We start from the raw sequence: 14,062 nt of genomic DNA, 5'->3' as shown, positions 1-14,062 counted from the left end.
GTGATCCCGCCGAGCAAGGAGTACGGCACGTGAGCAAGGTGCGCAGACCCGGACCGCCGCCGGTCGAGGAAGGTCTGTACGTGGTGCGCAATGTCGCCAGCGGGCTGGTGCTGGAGGTCTACAAGGGCGTCAAGGGCAGTGGCGCCAAGGTCCAGCAGGGCGAGGAGGACGGCACCGCCGGACAGCGGTGGCACATCACCCCCGTCCCGAACGGCGGCGGGCTCCACCACCTGGTCAACGCCGCCAGCGGCAAGCGGCTGGACGTCGCGAACGCGTCGACCGAGAACGGCGCCCTGGTCCAGCAGTGGCGGGCGAACAACTTCGGCGCCCAGGAGTGGACCATCGAGCAGGACCTGGACGCACCCGGCACGGTGACGCTGGTCAGTTTCATCAGCGGTCTGCTGCTGGAGGTGGCCGGCGCTTCCCTGGAGAGCGGCGCGAACGTCCAGCAGTGGGAGGACACCGACTCGCCCTCCCAGTGGTGGCGGCTGGAGCGCGTGGACGACCCGGCCTGAGTGTCAGCCCCGGCGGGCCGTGTGGACCGTGCGGACGGCCAGGGTGTAGAGGTCCGGCCGGTGGTGCAGTCCTCGCGGCTCGGCCGGGTCGAGCAGCCGGTCGAGGGTGTTCCGGTCCTCCGGGTCGAGCCGGTCCCCCAGGGCGTCGCGGGCCCACGAGAAGGTCGAGACGGCGTGTTCGCGCACCGCCTCGGTGACCGGCGCCGGAAGGTCGTGCAGGAACGAACGGGTGCCACTGGGCGCGAGACCCGCCCCGGCCAGCAGCGCCCGCCAGTCGTCGACCTCGTCCCTGGCGCCCGGCAGCGCCGCCCGCATGTCGGTGAACCAGCCGGAGAACACCGCCTCGACACGGGCCTCCAGGCCGGGGCGCCCGATGCCGATGTTGTGCGGCAGGTGACGCGTCGGCAGGCCGCCTTCGGAGAGGGCCAGCAGACCGCCGGGGCGCAGCAGCCCGCCGAGCCGGGAGAGTGCCTCGCCCTGGTCGCCCAGGTGGTGCAGCGAGTTGGCCGCCCAGATCAGATCCGCCTCGCCCAGCGTGCCGATCCCGTCGGGGAGTTCGGCCTCGACGGTGGTGACGCGCACGCCGAGGGAGGCGGCCCGCTGCCGGGCACGCTCCAGGAGCTCGGGGGTGGCGTCGACCGCGACCACCTCCGCGTACGGGAACGCCTCGGCGAGGAGGCACGACAGCACGCCGGGGCCGCTGCCGATGTCGAGGACGCGGCGCACCCCGGCGGCCGGGACCAGCTCGCCGAGCCAGGTCACCGCCTGCCGGTAGAGGGGCACCTGGAGCGCGGCACCGAGCTCCAGCTGCGGGAACATCTCGTTCCAGTCGATGTGGGTGTCGTCGTGGTGGCGGGTGGCGCCGTGCTGGTGCGCGTCGTGGTGCCGGGTGTCGCCATGGGGGTGGGTGCTCATGGGGACAGCGTGGGCCGGAGCGGCGGTCATGGCGAGAATTCTTGCCGTTTCGGCAAGGCGACCGAGCGGTGTCCCGGTGAGGCCGGGCCGCGGGCCCGCGGGCAGGCGGTGCTCGGCGCGAAGGAGCCGCTGCGGCCCCGGGGGGCGACGCATGGCGGGCCGGCCGGTGCACGGCGCCGGGCGGGCCGACACGTCGGCGAAGGGCGGGGGAGGCGGGTGCCGGGGCAGGACCCGCCGGACTTCACGGAGTACGCGCAGGGCCTTCGCACGGTGGCCGCGAGGCCGGGCGGGGAGCGGCTGGGATCGGGCCGCATCCCCGGCCGGCCGGCTGTTCAGGAGGCGCCGTGCAGGGGGGCGATCGCGTCCACCCGCGACGCCAGGTCGAAGTCCTTCTCCGTGACCGCGCCGCCCGCGTCATGGGTGTGCACCGAGACGGCGACCGTGTTGTAGCCGAGTGTCAGGTCGGAGTGGTGGTTCAGCTCCTCCTGGATGCGGGCGATGTGGACGACCATCGCGGTGGCGGCGAAGTGGGTGCCGAGGCGGTACGTGCGGGCGATCCGGTCGTCCTCGGACGACCAGCCGGGCAGTTCGCGCAGCCGGTCCTCGATCTCCTTCTGCGACAGCGGCTCAGTGGCCATGTCCCGTGCTCCCTCCGGGTCGGTGCGGGTGACGGTGACGATACGGTCCTTGTGCCCCGGGGCGGTGGTCAACACGTGCGCCGTACGGTGGTGGTGTCCGGCTGGGCTACCGTCTGCGGTATGACAAGTGCCGTGGTGGCCAAGGGAGTCGGACCTCTGTTGCGCGGCTGGCGGGTGCGGCGGCGGCTGAGCCAGCTGGAGCTGGCGCTGCGGGCCGACTCCTCGGCCCGCCACATCTCCTTCGTCGAGACGGGCCGGTCCCGGCCGAGCGAGGCGATGCTCCTTCGTCTGGCCGAGCACCTGGAGGTACCGGTCCGGGAGCGCAACGCGCTGCTGCTGGCAGCCGGTTACGCTCCCCGGTACGCCGAGACCCCCCTGGACGACCCGGCCCTGGGCGCGCTGCGCGCGGGGATCGAGCAGCTGCTGGCCGGGTACGAGCCGTATCCGGCGCTCGTCGTGGACGGCGGGTACGACGTGGTGGCCGCGAACCGGGGCATCGCGATGCTGCTGGACGGGCTGCCCGGACATCTGCTGGACCCGCCGCTCAACGCCATGCGGATCACGCTGCACCCCGAGGGCCTGGCGCCGCGGATCCGCAATCTGCGGGAGTGGCGCGGCCACCTGCTGGCCCAGATGGAGCGCCAGATCGCGCTGGCCCGTTCGCCGGCGCTGCGCGAGCTGTACGACGAGGTGGCCGCCTATCCCCCGCCGCGGGCCCGGGCCGGCGACGGGAGGCCCGGGGAGGAGGGGCCCGGGGAGGAGGATCCTCCCTCTCCGTACGCCGCCTTCGCCCTGCCCCTGCGGATAGAGCACGGCGGACAGGTGCTGTCCTTCGTGTCGTCGATCTCGACGTTCAACACGCCCATGGACGTGACGGTCGCCGAGCTGGCCATCGAGACGCTGCTCCCGGCCGACCCGGCGACGGTCAAGCACTTGCGGCGGCTCAGCGGCTGAGCGCGCGCACGGCCGACCACTGGAGGGCGGCGAACACCGCCACCACGACGGCCTGGGCCGGGATCCACATGGTGCCGGCGGTGCTGGGCGACAACCAGGCGACCAGCGCCACGAAGCTGAGCACGGCCCAGGCGAGGTTCACGTCGACGACCAGCCTGACGGGGGCGAGGGGCGGCCGGCGGCGCGAGGCGAGCCAGCCGACCCCGGCGGCGAACACCGTCAGGAGGACGCCCAGTTCGAGGAGGAGCGCGGGGCCGACGCCGAGCAGCCGGCCCAGCGGTCGGGAGGCGGCGACGTAGGCCAGCCCGTTGGCCCCGGTGACGACGGCGTCGAGGGCGAGGAAGCGGCGCAGCGCGGTCTGCGGCTCGGTGGTGCGGGAGACTCCGGCGAGCAGGGCCTGGGACATGGCGGATCGGCCTCCATCGAGGTCGTACGGATCGGTCGGGGCCCGGTCCCCGAGCGGAGTGCGCCGCTCGGGGGCCGGTACGGACACCTTGCCGGTCGGCCGGGAGGCGGGTCGATTACCCGTGGGGTAATGCGACTGCCCGCGCGGCCCTGCGGGCCGGCCCGTGCGGTCGCGGGCGCGGCACGTCGTCGGCGCCGGGCTCCGGTGCCGTGGACCGCGGGGTGGTGAGGGGACACGGCCGGCGGCGGGGGGCCGACGACGACGCGGACGGCGCGCCCCGGCCCGGCGGGCGATGCCGCCGGCCTGCGCCGAAGCTCTCGTCCGCAGTCTGGTGGATCACGAGACAGGAACGGCCGTCCGGCGGCATCCTTGGGTCCGGGCCGACAGTTGCACGAGGGGTGGCAGGCGCCGATGCGCATTTTCATCAGCTGGTCAGGGAACGCTTCACGACAGTGCGCCGAGGTGCTGCGGAGCTGGCTTCCGATCATGAACCAGTCGATCGAGCCCTTCGTCTCGTCGCAGGACATCTCCAAGGGCGAGCGGGGCCTGCACAAGATCGCCGACAAGCTCCAGGAGAGCGCGTACGGCATCGTGTGCGTCACACGGGACAACCAGGCCGCGCCCTGGATCAACTTCGAGGCCGGCGCCCTCTCCCGCGAGCTGGGTGAGAGCAGGCTCGCCCCCTTCCTGCTGGACCTGGCGGTCAAGGACCTGTCCGCCGGTCCCATGACGCAGTTCCAGGCGACCGAGAGCTCCTCGCGCGACGATGTCCTGGCGCTGGTGAAGAGCATCAACGACAAGTGCGAGAAGCGGAACGAGCACCTGGAGACCCTCTTCGAGAAGTTCTGGGACGACCTCCGCACGAGCCTGGAGGGGATCCGGAGCAGCCAGCCCGCCAACGAGGTTCCCGAGCGGGAGACCTCGGACATCCTCAACGAGCTGGTCTCCCTCGTGCGCGAGCAGAGCTCGCGCCTGCAGCACCTCGAGGGCAAGGTCGCGCGCACCGGGGACGTCAACACCACGACCCACTACACGATCAACGAGCCGCACGAGGTCAAGATCCAGTCCGAGGAGCCGGAGTCGCGCACGCGCCGGCTCCTGCGCACGGTCCGCGACGCCATCGGGGCCGAGAACGTGGTGAAGGCGGGGCGGAAGGCCGGGATCCTCCAGGTCATCACCAACACGGAGGGCATGGAGAACGCCCGGCAGTTCGAGATGGAGATCGCGGACGCGGCCGCCTCGTGCGCCGTCGGGCTGGAGATCAAGACGCCCGACGGGGACACCCTGCTCTACCCGCCGTTCTGAGGGCGGGCGCGTGACAGCACTGCGCCGCGTGCGCGGAGCCCTCGGCAACAGACGTGGCATGGGCCTCGTCCTGCGGAACTCCTCGGTCGCCTTCGTCGCCCTCTCCGGCGTTCTCCAGCTGATACTCGCGGTCCGCCCCGTCCAGGAGCTCCAGGACGGGCGGACCATCCTGGCGATGGCGGCCGTCTCGGCCCTGTGGGGGTTCTTCACGTCCCTGCCGGGCAGGACGGTCTCCCGCACGTTCCGCAACCCCGACTTCACCGTCACGGTGAGGCAGGGCGACCTGTTCGCCGAGCCCTCCCAACTCGTCATCGGGTTCACCGACTGCTTCGACACCTCGACGCATGACAGCGACATCATCGCGCCGGGCAGTGTGCAGGGGCAGTTCCTCCACGGCGTGTACGGCGGAGACACCGACCGGCTGGACCGGGACCTGATCTTCGCCCTGCGCGGCACGTCGCCCGAGGTGGTGGAGCGGCCGGAGGACAAACCGCGCGGGAAGCGCACCAGGTATCCCATCGGGACCGTGGCCGTGCTGGGCATCTCCGAGCGCCGGTACTACTGCGTGGCGTACTCACGGATGAGCAACGGGCTCGTCGCCCGCTCCAGCGTCGATCTGCTGTGGCAGAGCCTGGGGAACCTGTGGTCGTCCGTCGAGACGCACGGGCACCGCCGGCCGGTGGCCATGCCCGTCGTGGGTTCGGACCTGGCGCGGGTCGACAGCCTCGACTACGAGAGCCTCGTCAAGCTGGTGGTGCTCTCCTTCGTCTCCCGGTCACGCACATCGGTCGTGGCGAAGGAGCTCTGCCTGATCGTCCACCCGAGGGACAGCGAGCGCCTCAACATGAACGAGGTGTCGGCCTTTCTCCACTCCCTGTGAGAGCTTCGCCCCAGTGCCTTGCACGGAGCCCGAGGACGGCGCGCGGGGGCACGCCGCGCCGCTCCTCACACCCCGTCCGGGGGTGGCGTGAAGCTGGGCTGTTGGGCCGCTTAAGAAATCCTCGATGGACGCGGGGAGCGCGGCTCGGCAGATTGGTGCACGTCCACGATCAGCGCAACTTCCCTGCCTGGAGCCGCCCGATGAAGGCACTTGTCAAGCAGAAGGCCGAGCCCGGTCTCTGGCTCATGGATGTCCCGGAGCCCGAGACCGGCCCCGGTGACGTGCTGATCCGGGTGCTGCGCACCGGCATCTGCGGGACGGATCTGCACATCCGCTCCTGGGACGGCTGGGCGCGGCAGGCGGTGGCGACGCCGCTGGTGCTCGGGCACGAGTTCGTCGGCGAGGTCGCGGCGGTCGGCTCCGACGTCCAGGACATCGCGGTCGGCGATCTGGTCAGCGGCGAGGGGCACCTGGTGTGCGGCAAGTGCCGCAACTGTCTGGCGGGCCGGCGCCATCTGTGCCGGGCGACGGTCGGTCTCGGGGTCGGGCGGGACGGCGCGTTCGCGGAGTACGTGGCGCTGCCCGCGTCCAATGTGTGGGTGCACCGGACGAAGGTCGACCTGGACATTGCCGCGATCTTCGACCCGTTCGGGAACGCCGTGCACACGGCCCTGTCGTTCCCGCTGGTCGGCGAGGACGTGCTGATCACGGGTGCGGGTCCGATCGGGATCATGGCCGCCGCGGTCGCCCGGCACGCGGGTGCGCGCAATGTGGTGATCACCGATGTCAGCGAGTCCCGGCTGGAGCTGGCCCGCAAGGCGGGCGCGACCCTCGCGGTCAACGTCGCCCAGAGCGGCATCGACGAGGCGCAGCGGCAGCTGGGGCTGCGGGAGGGCTTCGACATCGGTCTGGAGATGTCCGGGCGCCCCGAGGCCATGCGGGACATGGTGGCCAACATGACGCACGGCGGCCGTATCGCGATGCTGGGCCTCCCCGCCGAGGAGTTCGCCGTCGACTGGTCGAAGATCGTCACGTCGATGATCACCGTCAAGGGGATCTACGGCCGCGAGATGTTCGAGACCTGGTACGCGATGACCGTGCTGCTGGAGGGCGGCCTCGACCTCAGCCCGGTGATCACCGGGAGTTACGCCTACCAGGACTTCGACGCCGCGTTCGACGAGGCAGCCACCGCCCGCAGCGGCAAGATCATTCTCGACTGGACCACCTGATCGGGCGCGGCCGGCCGCGTCCGGCGTGCCGGGTCGTGACCGGTCCCCCGGCCGGCCCGCGCCCGGCTCACGCGTCCGGCGGGCCGGCCCGCGCCGATCTCCGAGGTTCCCTCGGTCCACCGTCCTCATCAAGGGAGCAGCCCTCATGTACACCACCGTCCGCGACGATCTCCGCGCCACCCTCGACGAGATCCGCGCCGCCGGCCTGCACAAGCCCGAGCGGGTCATCGGCACGCCGCAGAGCGCCTCGGTCGCCGTGACCGCCGGCGGTGTGCCCGGCGACGTGCTGAACTTCTGCGCCAACAACTACCTCGGGCTCGCCGATCACCCCGAGGTGGTCGCGGCCGCCAAGGAGGCGCTGGACCGCTGGGGCTACGGCATGGCCTCGGTGCGCTTCATCTGCGGCACGCAGGAGGTCCACAAGGAGCTGGAGCAGCGCCTCTCGGCGTTCCTGGGTCAGGAGGACACCATCCTGTACTCCTCCTGCTTCGACGCCAACGGCGGTGTCTTCGAGACGCTCCTCGGCCCCGAGGACGCGGTGATCTCCGACGCCCTCAACCACGCCTCGATCATCGACGGCATCCGCCTGTCGAAGGCCCGCCGCCACCGGTACGCCAACCGTGACATGGCCGATCTGGAGCAGCAGCTCAAGGAGACGCGGGACGCGCGGCGCCGGCTCATCGTCACCGACGGCGTCTTCTCCATGGACGGCTACGTGGCACCGCTCCAGGAGATCTGCGACCTCGCGGACCGCTACGACGCGATGGTGATGGTCGACGACTCGCACGCGGTCGGGTTCGTCGGCCCCGGCGGGCGCGGCACGCCGGAGCTGCACGGAGTGATGGACCGGGTCGACATCATCACCGGCACGCTGGGCAAGGCGCTGGGCGGCGCGTCCGGCGGCTATGTGGCGGCCCGCGCCGAGATCGTCGCACTGCTGCGTCAGCGCTCGCGCCCCTATCTCTTCTCGAACTCGCTGGCGCCCGTGATCGCGGCCGCCTCCCTGAAGGTCCTCGACCTGCTGGAGTCTGCCGGTGACCTGCGCGGGAAGCTGGCCGAGAACACCAAGCTGTTCCGTACGCGGATGGCGGAGGCGGGCTTCGAGATCCTGCCCGGCGACCACGCCATCGCCCCGGTGATGATCGGGGACGCCTCCGAGGCGGGCCGGATGGCCGAGCTGCTGCTGGAGCGCGGTGTGTACGTGATCGGCTTCTCCTACCCCGTCGTGCCGATGGGCCAGGCCCGGATCCGTGTGCAGCTGTCCGCGGCGCACTCGGTGGCCGACGTGGAGCGGGCGGTGGCGGCGTTCGTCGACGCCAGGGCCGCGATGGCCGGGTGACAATGGCTGGGTGATCGACCCCCGGCGTCTGCGTATCCTGCGAGCCGCGGCGGACCACCGTACGGTGACCGCCGCGGCCGCCGCGCTCTATCTGACCCCCTCCGCCGTCTCCCAGCAGCTCGCGGCGCTGGAGCAGGAGACGGGGCACACCCTGCTGACGCGCAGCGGCAAGGGGGTGCGGCTCACGGCGGCCGGGGAGATCCTGCTGGAGCACGCCAACGCGGTCCTCGTACAGCTGGAGCGGGCCGAGGCGGAGCTGGCGGCCTACGCGGGCGGCACGGCGGGCGAGGTGACGGTGGCCGCGTTCGCGACGGGCATCGCGGAGGTGCTGGCGCCCGCGATCGGGCGGCTGGCCGACGCCCACCCCGGTATCCGGGTACGGGTCCGGGACGCCGAGGGCGACGAGTCGCTGCCGCTGGTGCTGGACGGCGAGGCGGACCTGGCGCTGGCGGTGGAGTACCGGGGGGCGCCGCGCGAGGGCGATCCGCGCCTCTCGCGCGTGCCGCTGTACGCGGAGCCGTTCGACGCGGTCCTGCACGCGGGTCACCCGCTGGGGCAGGGGCCCGAGGTGGCGCTGGCGGAGCTCGCCGACAGCGACTGGATCGGCCCGTACCCCGGCAATCCCTGCCATGACGTGATGGTGCTCGCGTGCGAGCTGGCGGGCTTCGATCCGCGCCAGGTGCACTCGTCCGACGACTTCCGCGCGGTCGTGGCGCTGGCGGGGGCCGGCGCGGGGGTGGCGCTGGTGCCGCGGTCGGCGCTGCGGGGGATGGAGCTCAAGGACGTGGTGGTCCGCCCGGTGGCGGGCCCGGCCGCCTTCCGGCGGGTCTTCGCCGCGGTGCGCCGGGGCGGCGAGGACCATCCCCTGATCCGTCCGGTCCTGGACGCCCTGGCCGCATCGGCGGCGGGGCTCAGCGAGACGGGCCTGTGAGGCGGGCGGTTACGCTTCGGCCGCATGGGGGGAGCAGTGAGGATGTTCGTCGTCCTGGTCGTGGCCGTCGGGGGGGTGTGGGCCGCTGTGGCGTTCTTCGCCGGCGAAGGCGAGTCGCCCCGGGAGCGGGAGGGACGCATGGCCGCCGAGGCGGGCGCGGCCAGTGGAGCGGCCCTGCGCGACGAGGCGCTGTCGAGCGGCGCGTCGCCGGCCGACGCGGTGCCGAACGTGGAGCGGTGCGCGGCCGAGTGGAAGGCGTCGCAGCCCGCGGGGCTGGACGCCACGGTGCGAATGGAGTTCATCACGGCGTGCGTGGGTGTTCCGGTGCGCCGGTGAGGCCGGGCGGCCGGTACGCCGTGGCTCCCGGTGCCCGGCCCGCGCGGCCCGCGCCCGCCGGCCGGTGACGTCCGGCCGGTGACGTCCGGCCGGTGAGGCGGGGCCGGTGAGGTCGGTCGCCCGGTCCGGCGGCCGGTGCGGGTGCCGGACACCGGACACCGGACACCGGATGGAGGCCCGGCCGGGCCCCTTCTCCGGGCCGGGCCGGGCCGGATCGCCGGATCAGCGACGGACGGGGTCCGCCGGCCGGTCGGTGGCCGGGGCGTCGGCCGGATCGCGGGGTGCCGGCTGTCGCGCGGCCGCGCCGGCCTCGGGTTCACGAGCGCGGGCGGCCTCGGCTCGGAGCATGGCGTTCAGGGCGGCGAAAGGGTCGATGGGCATGGCTGTCTCCTCGCGGTGGTGAGTGGTCCGGGACGCTGCTGGAGGGGGAGCGGCATACCGCTCAGCAGCGCAGGACCACGCAGCGCACCGTGTGGACCGCCGCGTCCGCCCGGCGCGCGGGCCGGTGCGGGGCACGGGACCGCCGCGCGGTCGGGGCGCCCCCGCGGGGGACGCGCCCGGGGCGCACCGCGCGCCGATGGCGCCGGTCCGCGCGGTGGGGCGCGGCCGCGTCCGTCCCGGCCGGGTCGTGCTGCCCCTCGCCGCTCGGATCGGGGGCACCGGAGGCGGCCGGGCGGGGCTCGGCGCCCGTGGCGGGAGGCGCTCCGGCCGTGACGCCCAGGAGGGCGGTGAGCACCATCAGGGCCACCAGTGCCGCCCGGCGCGCGGTGGCGCGGGCGGTGGGGGTGAACAGGGTGGTGCCGGTCATGGGCGTCCTTTGCCCAGGACCGGTGGCGTTGTGGCCGCTCCGCCCGTAAAGCCGCCCGTGCGGGGTACGGCGGTTACGCCGTCCGTGCGGCACGCGCCGCGAGCGGTGTGCCCCCGGTCAGGAGCCGGAAGACCCTCCGGGGTCCGGCGGCCCGGGAGTCGAGGGGGCGCGGTGTCCGGCAGCCGGGCGCCCTGTGGCCGGCACCCGTGACCTGCCGGTGGCTCAGCCGGGTCGCCCGCCCGCCGCGGCGCGCTGCTTGCGGGCGGACATCCAGGCGTAGACGAGGACGCCGGCGAAGAGGAACAGCACGCCCTGGTAGACGGCCGCGTATCCGGAGCCGGCCACCAGCCACATCGAGAACCCGAACGCGAGCAGGGCGAGGACCGCGTCCCGGACCAGGCGGCCCCGGTCCACCCGGTCCGACCGGCCGGACGCCAGGAAGTAGAGCTGGGCGGCGGTCGACAGGAGGTAGGGGACGGTGGCGGTGAAGGTGGTGACGAGCACCAGGATCTCGAAGACGCCGTGCGAACCGGCCGTGTAGTTGTACACGGTCAGCAGGGAGGCCAGGACGACGGTGACGAGGACTCCGACCGTCGGGACCCCGCGCCTCTTGTGGGCGAAGATCTGCGGGAAGAGGCCGTCGCGGGCGGCGGCGTAGGGGGTCTGGGCGCTGAGCAGCGTCCAGCCGTTGAGGGCACCGACCATCGAGACCAGGGCCATGCAGGCGATGGCGGTGCCGCCCCAGGAGCCGCCGAACATGGCGTTGACGGCGTCGGAGAAGGGGGCGGTGGAGTCGACGAGCTCGTCGTGGGCGACGGTGCCGAAGACGGCGAGCGTGCCGAGCAGGTAGACCGAGGCGGCGCCCAGGGTGCCGAGGATCGTGGCGCGGCCGACGTTGCGTCGCGGGTCGCGGACCTCGCCGGCGCTGACCGCCGCGGACTCCACTCCGAGGTAGCTGAAGAGCAGGATGGCGGCGGAGGCCGAGATCGCGCCGATGGCGCTGGAGCCGCTCGCCTGGAAGGGCCCGAGGTTGGCGGGGTCGAAGAAGAACAGTCCGCCGATGGCGACCAGCAGCAGGGGGACGAACTTCAGCACGGTGGCGACGAGCTGGACCGCCCCGACGTAGCGGGTCCCCGCCAGGTTGGCCAGGGCGGGCAGCCACTGGAGGGCCAGGGCCGCCGCGATCGTCGCGCCCTTCGAGCCGTGGACGGGGACGAGCACGTCGAGGTATCCGACGGCCGCGACGGCGAGCGCGGCGTTGGAGACCCAGGTGGTGATCCAGTACGACCACGCGGCGAGGAATCCGGCGAAGTCGCCGAAGGCCTCACGGGCGTACACGTAGGGTCCGCCGGTCTGCGGGAGCCTGCGGGCGAGCCTCCCGAAGACCAGCGCGAGGGCGATGGCGCCGATCGTCAGGACGCCGAAGGCGACCAGGCTGATGGTGCCGTAGGGCGCCACGGACGCGGGGAGCAGGAAGATCCCGCCGCCGATGATGTTGCCCATGACCAGAGCGGTGGCGATCGGAAGTCCGAACCGTCGCGCGTGCTTGCTCTGCTCGTCTGGGGTGACCGTGGTCAGGGTGCTCATGGGACCGGGGCGCCTTTCTCCGTACAAACCTGAACATGGTCAGGTAAGGCGAACACTGCGCCAAATCAGCCCTGTTTATCCTGCACGGCACCGCCGGGAACCGGAAATGCTCCTTCCGCGCGTGTCTTCGACGGGGATTCCTCCGTGGTGGTGATCACGGCTCCGGCGATCGGGCCGAGGGGCACCTGCGGGCCCTGGCATTCGCGCAGCCAGCGTCGCAGCACCTGGTGCACCTCTTCGGCGCCGACCAGTTCCCCGCCGTCGTCGACGGGGGCGGAGAGGGCCACCGGGGAGAGGAGGAAGGGCTCCGACTGCTCGCCGCCCAGGCCGCCGTGGGAGCCGATCTGTTCCTCGAAGGCGTGCACCTCGCCGGTGGCCGGGTCGTACATCGAGTTGACCATGATGTCCGCGACGTGCGGGAAGGAGTCGGTGCGCCGGATCGCGTCGGCGGCCCCCCGTCCGAGGACGGCGAGCGGACCGGTGTCGGTGAGCTCGTCGACCGGCACCTCCAGACCGGCGGGACCGAGCACCACAGAGCCGTGCTCCTCGCTGCGGACCAGCAGGAACCCGATGCCGGGGTGGTCGGCGAGGGTGCGCAGCAGGGCCGGGTGGCGGCGGTCGATCTCCTCGCGGGACATCCGGTACGGCACGTCGGGGAAGGAGACGAGGCCCAGGTTCCCCGAGGCCAGGACCATGGGCCCGGAGCCTCGCGGCGGGCGTTCCTCCCGCCCCTGTCCCGCGGGCCGGTGCAGGGCGTCGCGCAGCGCGTCGCGGGCCTCCGCGCCGCTCCTGGTGCGCTGGGCCCGGCGCGGTACGGGCAGCCCGCAGCCCGCCCGCACCAGGTCCCTGAGCGTCAGCCCGTACGCGCTCTCGAAGGTCTGTCCGGGGCTCTGCCCGTGGTCGGACAGGAGCACGATCCGGTACGGGCGCGGGGTGTGCTCGGCGACCTTGGCGATCAGCGCGACCGAACGGTCCAGGCGCTCCAGCACCTTGGCCGCGTCACGGCTGTGCGGGCCCGAGTGGTGGGCGACTTCGTCGTAGGCGACGAGGTCGGCGTAGACGGCGGTGCGCCCGGCCAGCATGTCGCCGATCACGGCCGCGACCACCACGTCGCGCTCCACCACGGTGGCGAAGGCGCGGATGAAGGGGTAAAGACCTCCCCGGCCGACGCGCGGGGCGTCGCCGCGGATACGGGCGCGGGTGGCCTGGCCGATCTCCCGGCAGACCTCGGCCACGAAGGAGATCGCGGTGCGGACGGCGTTGGCGGGGTCGCGGAAGTAGGCGAAGTAGCCCGCCCGGGAGCGGTTGCGGCGGCCCCGGCGGGCCGCGACGGACAGGACGAGCGCCAGCTGGTCGGCCCCGCCGCTGAACAGGTTGCCGCGGCTGGCCCCGTCCAGGGTGAGCAGTCCGGCGTCGCCGGTGCGCCGGATGGCACGGCGTTGCAGCTCGGCGGCGCTGGCGGGCCGGTTGCTGACCATCAGCCGGCCGGTGTCCTTCTCGTACCAGCGGAAGGCGGGCACGTCGTGGTTGGTGCCGTGCAGGATGCCGAGCTGGCTGGCGCCGGTCTGGCTGGACCAGTCGGTGCGCCAGGGCGTGAGCCGATGGGTGGTGCCGGTCCAGGCGGCGAGGGTGGGCATCAGGCCGTCGGCGACGGCGTCCCGCAGCACCCGGTGGCCGACCCCGTCGAGCTGGAGGAAGAGCGTGCCGGGCGGGCTGCCGGGGCCCGCTCCCGGTCCGCGCCGCCGGCCCCGGCCGGCGAGACGGGAGAGCCTGCGGCGGTAGGCGTTGTCGTCGCGTACGGCGAGGGCGGTGGAGGTCGCCGAGGCGACGGCGGACATGACGGCGGCCACCACGACGGCGTTCTGCGGGTCGGCCTCACCGCGCCCGTCGGGGGTCAGCCGGAGCGCGACCAGCAGCAGGGTGCCGTTGAGGAAGAAGCCGAGCAGGCCCACGACGAGTGCCGGGACGAGCAGCAGCGCCCGCACGGCCAGCGGCCACACCAGCGCGCTCAGCAGACCGAACACGCCCGCGCCCCAGGCGGCGGTGACGGCGGTCCTGGTGACGCTGTCGCCGTCGTCCGACTGGAGCTGGACATCGGGGAGCAGCCCGGCGAGCGCCAGAAGCGTGAGCGTCGAGACCGCCCACACCACGACCACCCTCAGCAGGGCGCCGCCCGCCGTGCGCCATCGCCCGTGGAACACCCGTTCGCCTTTCACCCG

At 73.2% G+C, this 14,062-nt stretch carries 15 protein-coding genes; 8 read left to right on the top strand and 7 right to left on the bottom strand.

Annotation, left to right across the window (positions count from 1 at the left end; all coding sequences use genetic code 11):
• Positions 1-29 precede the first annotated feature (29 nt).
• Positions 30-515 (top strand): RICIN domain-containing protein, encoded by a 486-nt coding sequence (locus PUR26_RS16125; RefSeq protein ID WP_329873063.1) that lies wholly within the window; start codon positions 30-32, stop codon positions 513-515.
• Positions 516-518: 3 nt separating this feature from the next.
• On the opposite strand, the gene PUR26_RS16120 is transcribed toward PUR26_RS16125, so the two are convergent.
• The gene (locus PUR26_RS16120) at positions 519-1,430 is read right to left on the bottom strand and encodes a class I SAM-dependent methyltransferase (RefSeq protein WP_329873062.1); all 912 of its coding nucleotides are present in this window, start codon (positions 1,428-1,430) and stop codon (positions 519-521) included.
• Positions 1,431-1,762: 332 nt separating this feature from the next.
• Positions 1,763-2,068, bottom strand: a complete 306-nt coding sequence (locus PUR26_RS16115; RefSeq protein ID WP_329873223.1) for a 4a-hydroxytetrahydrobiopterin dehydratase — start codon at positions 2,066-2,068, stop codon at positions 1,763-1,765.
• Between the two features lie 120 nt (positions 2,069-2,188).
• Between PUR26_RS16115 and PUR26_RS16110 the strand changes: the two genes are divergently transcribed.
• Positions 2,189-3,022: a helix-turn-helix domain-containing protein gene (locus PUR26_RS16110; RefSeq protein ID WP_329873061.1), complete on the top strand. Its 834-nt coding sequence runs from the start codon at positions 2,189-2,191 to the stop codon at positions 3,020-3,022.
• Here PUR26_RS16110 and PUR26_RS16105 read toward each other — a convergent pair.
• Positions 3,012-3,428, bottom strand: coding sequence for a hypothetical protein (locus PUR26_RS16105; RefSeq protein ID WP_329873060.1), 417 nt, complete (start codon positions 3,426-3,428; stop codon positions 3,012-3,014). The two genes, PUR26_RS16110 and PUR26_RS16105, sit on opposite strands and share 11 nt — an antisense overlap.
• 411 nt (positions 3,429-3,839) lie before the next feature.
• Between PUR26_RS16105 and PUR26_RS16100 the strand changes: the two genes are divergently transcribed.
• From PUR26_RS16100 to PUR26_RS16075, 6 genes are all read left to right on the top strand, one after another.
• Positions 3,840-4,733 (top strand): toll/interleukin-1 receptor domain-containing protein, encoded by an 894-nt coding sequence (locus tag PUR26_RS16100; RefSeq protein WP_329873059.1) that lies wholly within the window; start codon positions 3,840-3,842, stop codon positions 4,731-4,733.
• Positions 4,734-4,743: 10 nt separating this feature from the next.
• Positions 4,744-5,613, top strand: a complete 870-nt coding sequence (locus tag PUR26_RS16095; protein WP_329873058.1) for a macro domain-containing protein — start codon at positions 4,744-4,746, stop codon at positions 5,611-5,613.
• Between the two features lie 200 nt (positions 5,614-5,813).
• Positions 5,814-6,842, top strand: a complete 1,029-nt coding sequence (tdh, locus tag PUR26_RS16090; protein ID WP_329873057.1) for an L-threonine 3-dehydrogenase — start codon at positions 5,814-5,816, stop codon at positions 6,840-6,842.
• Between the two features lie 145 nt (positions 6,843-6,987).
• Positions 6,988-8,181 (top strand): glycine C-acetyltransferase, encoded by a 1,194-nt coding sequence (locus tag PUR26_RS16085; RefSeq protein ID WP_329873056.1) that lies wholly within the window; start codon positions 6,988-6,990, stop codon positions 8,179-8,181.
• A gap of 10 nt (positions 8,182-8,191) precedes the next feature.
• A complete protein-coding gene (locus PUR26_RS16080) occupies positions 8,192-9,112 on the top strand; it encodes a LysR family transcriptional regulator (RefSeq protein WP_329873055.1) in 921 nt (306 codons plus the stop codon).
• 24 nt (positions 9,113-9,136) lie between these two features.
• Entirely contained in the window at positions 9,137-9,448 is a 312-nt protein-coding gene (locus PUR26_RS16075; protein WP_329873054.1) for a hypothetical protein, read from the top strand.
• A gap of 222 nt (positions 9,449-9,670) precedes the next feature.
• On the opposite strand, the gene PUR26_RS16070 is transcribed toward PUR26_RS16075, so the two are convergent.
• From PUR26_RS16070 to PUR26_RS16055, 4 genes are all read right to left on the bottom strand, one after another.
• A complete protein-coding gene (locus PUR26_RS16070; protein WP_329873053.1) occupies positions 9,671-9,829 on the bottom strand; it encodes a hypothetical protein in 159 nt (52 codons plus the stop codon).
• A gap of 61 nt (positions 9,830-9,890) precedes the next feature.
• Entirely contained in the window at positions 9,891-10,256 is a 366-nt protein-coding gene (locus PUR26_RS16065) for a hypothetical protein (protein ID WP_329873052.1), read from the bottom strand.
• Positions 10,257-10,478: 222 nt separating this feature from the next.
• A complete protein-coding gene (locus PUR26_RS16060) occupies positions 10,479-11,843 on the bottom strand; it encodes an amino acid permease (RefSeq protein WP_329873051.1) in 1,365 nt (454 codons plus the stop codon).
• 65 nt (positions 11,844-11,908) lie between these two features.
• A complete protein-coding gene (locus PUR26_RS16055) occupies positions 11,909-14,044 on the bottom strand; it encodes a phage holin family protein (RefSeq protein WP_329873050.1) in 2,136 nt (711 codons plus the stop codon).
• Positions 14,045-14,062: the final 18 nt, after the last annotated feature.

This window comes from Streptomyces sp. SP18CS02, from assembly GCF_036322365.1.
Lineage (GTDB): Bacteria > Actinomycetota > Actinomycetes > Streptomycetales > Streptomycetaceae > Streptomyces.
This window is presented reverse-complemented; position numbering and strand designations above follow the sequence as displayed.

Excerpts from the sequence above, each read along its gene's own strand:
- PUR26_RS16085 (WP_329873056.1), top strand. The coding sequence starts at position 6,988 with ATGTACACCACCGTCCGCGACGATCTCCGCGCCACCCTCGACGAGATC.
- PUR26_RS16105 (WP_329873060.1), bottom strand. The coding sequence starts at position 3,428 with ATGTCCCAGGCCCTGCTCGCCGGAGTCTCCCGCACCACCGAGCCGCAG.
- tdh (WP_329873057.1), top strand. The coding sequence starts at position 5,814 with ATGAAGGCACTTGTCAAGCAGAAGGCCGAGCCCGGTCTCTGGCTCATG.
- PUR26_RS16100 (WP_329873059.1), top strand. The coding sequence starts at position 3,840 with ATGCGCATTTTCATCAGCTGGTCAGGGAACGCTTCACGACAGTGCGCC.
- PUR26_RS16075 (WP_329873054.1), top strand. The coding sequence starts at position 9,137 with ATGGGGGGAGCAGTGAGGATGTTCGTCGTCCTGGTCGTGGCCGTCGGG.
- PUR26_RS16110 (WP_329873061.1), top strand. The coding sequence starts at position 2,189 with ATGACAAGTGCCGTGGTGGCCAAGGGAGTCGGACCTCTGTTGCGCGGC.
- PUR26_RS16065 (WP_329873052.1), bottom strand. The coding sequence starts at position 10,256 with ATGACCGGCACCACCCTGTTCACCCCCACCGCCCGCGCCACCGCGCGC.
- PUR26_RS16070 (WP_329873053.1), bottom strand. The coding sequence starts at position 9,829 with ATGCCCATCGACCCTTTCGCCGCCCTGAACGCCATGCTCCGAGCCGAG.
- PUR26_RS16120 (WP_329873062.1), bottom strand. The coding sequence starts at position 1,430 with ATGAGCACCCACCCCCATGGCGACACCCGGCACCACGACGCGCACCAG.
- PUR26_RS16060 (WP_329873051.1), bottom strand. The coding sequence starts at position 11,843 with ATGAGCACCCTGACCACGGTCACCCCAGACGAGCAGAGCAAGCACGCG.
- PUR26_RS16115 (WP_329873223.1), bottom strand. The coding sequence starts at position 2,068 with ATGGCCACTGAGCCGCTGTCGCAGAAGGAGATCGAGGACCGGCTGCGC.